2 protein-coding genes are annotated in these 2,231 nt (G+C 66.6%); both read left to right on the top strand.

The window, feature by feature from the left end; all coding sequences use genetic code 11:
- A partial coding sequence (locus GGR45_RS19435) for a Mu transposase C-terminal domain-containing protein (protein WP_221235841.1) occupies positions 1 to 1,381 on the top strand: 1,381 nt, incomplete at its 5' end.
- Positions 1,308 to 2,186, top strand: coding sequence for an AAA family ATPase (locus tag GGR45_RS19440; protein WP_009824028.1), 879 nt, complete (start codon positions 1,308 to 1,310; stop codon positions 2,184 to 2,186). The genes GGR45_RS19435 and GGR45_RS19440, both read left to right, overlap by 74 nt.
- The last annotated feature ends 45 nt before the right edge of the window (positions 2,187 to 2,231 follow it).

Below are 2,231 nucleotides of genomic sequence, written 5' to 3' on the forward strand. Positions count from 1 at the left end.
CCCGCCGCTGGCGATCGAGCGCTACCGCGTCCTTGAACCGCACCTCGCCGATGGCATCCCGCTCGCGGACCTCGCCCGCACCGGCACGCTGAGCGAGCGGACGTTGCAGCGCTGGCTCGGGCGCTACCGTGCCGAAGGACTTGCCGGTCTCGCGCGTCTGCCGCGCAACGATCGGGGCAGGCTGCACCTGCCGGAACATCTGGTCGAACTGACCCGCACTCTCGCCACCAAGCGCCCGCGACCCCCGGTCGCCGCCATTCACCGAAAGGTGCAGGAACTCGCCATCGCGCATGGACACCGAACCCCCAGCTATGCGGCCGTCGCGCGTGTCGTCAGGGCGATACCGGCAAGCCAGATCGCCGCAGCCTCCGATCCGGCCGTCTACCGCGACCAGCACGAGCTAGTGCATCGGCGCGAAGCCGCGACCTCGAACGAGATGTGGCAGGCCGATCATACCGTTCTCGACATTCTCGTGCTCGATGATGCCGGAACCCCGGTGCGTCCTTGGCTGACCGTCATCGTTGACGATCACAGCCGAGCCATCGCCGGTTACTTCCTCAGCCTCGATGCCCCCAGTGCCCTCAACACGGCGCTCGCCTTGCGGCAGGCGATCTGGCGCAAGCCCAATCCCGAATGGATCGTCAGCGGCATTCCCGAACAGCTTTACGTCGACAACGGCTCGGATTTCATCTCCGAGCATATCGAGCAGGCGTGCATCGCCCTCAAAATCCGCCTCATCCATTCGCTGCCGGGGCGTCCTCGCGGGCGCGGCAAGATCGAGCGGCTGTTCCGCACCATCAACGACATGTTCCTGCCCGACCTGCCCGGCCACCTGATCGCGGGCAAGCCGCTGTCGGCGCCAGTGCTCACGCTCGACGAGCTGCGCGCCCGCTTCGAGGCGTTCGTGTGCGGCGTCTATCATCGTCGCCCGCATGGCAGCACCGGCGAACCGCCGATCACGCGCTGGCAGAAGGGCGGGTTCCTGCCCGCAATGCCCGACAGCCTTGAACAGCTCGACATGCTGCTCGTGCACGTGCCCAAGCCCCGTAAAGTGCTGCGCGACGGCATCCGTCTGATGGGCAGGCGCTATGTCGAACCCACGCTCGCGGCCTTCGTCGGCGAGCAGGTCGAGGCGGTCTATGACCCCCGCGACCTGACCGAGATCCACGTCTACCACCAGGGCCGGTTCGTCTGCCGTGCGCTCAGCTCCGAGCACGCTGGGCACCCGTCGTTGCGCGCGATCCAGCGCGCCCGGCGCGGCGCGAAGGAGCGCGACAAGCAGGTGCCTGCCCCCACGGAGACCTTCGATGGCGACCAAGAGGATACGGCTTCCCGGCCCACCACCTACCGAGGGCTCCGGCTCTACGCCGCTGACGATTGAGTTCCTGGTCGAGCAGCCGTTCCTGGCGACCCGCGAACATGCCCGGTTCGTCGAGTTTGCCGAAGCCTGCGCGCACTACCGCTATATCGGCGTGTGTCATGGCCGGCCGGGCGTCGGAAAGACGCGATCGGCGCGCGAGTTTTCCAGCTTCCCCGACCTGGGGGAATATGCCGCGCTCCGTCCCATTGCCGCGCTCCTTGGCGAAAAGGTCGCTCGCTGCCGCGCCGTCTTCTACACCGTGTCGGTCAGCAACACGCCCAAGACGATCGACGCGGTGTTGGGCCTCAACCTCATTAAGCTGGGCTATGCCCGGCTGACGGTCGCGGGCGGCTCGCAGGACGAAATCACCCATGACGCCGCCCGCATCGCCTGCCCCCTCGTCATCGTCGACGAGGCCGACCGCCTGACCATAAAGTCGCTCGAACATCTCCGCGACATGGCCGATCGCCACGGCTTCGGGCTGATCCTGATGGGTATGCCGGGCTTGGAGAAGCGCCTCGCCCGCTATGCCCAGCTCTACTCGCGGATCGGCTTCGTCCACGAGTTCAAACCGCTTACCGAGACCGAAATGCGGCTGCTGCTCGCGACCCACGCCGGCGATTTCGGGATCAGCTTCGACCCGGCCCAACTCGACGCGATCGAAGCGCAGGCAGCCGTGATCCGCATCACGCGCGGCAACTTCCGGCTCATGGAGCGCCTGTTCGCGCAGATGCGGCGGATCATGACCCTCAACCGCGTCGAGGAGGTCACCGCTGACATCGTTCAGGCCGCGCGCGATTGCCTCGTCATCGGACCCGGCAACTGACAAATAGCGCGATCAGAACGCCGCCATTTAGCGCGAGCGTTTACA

It is taken from the genome of Sphingomonas zeae, assembly GCF_014197135.1.
Lineage (GTDB): Bacteria > Pseudomonadota > Alphaproteobacteria > Sphingomonadales > Sphingomonadaceae > Sphingomonas > Sphingomonas zeae.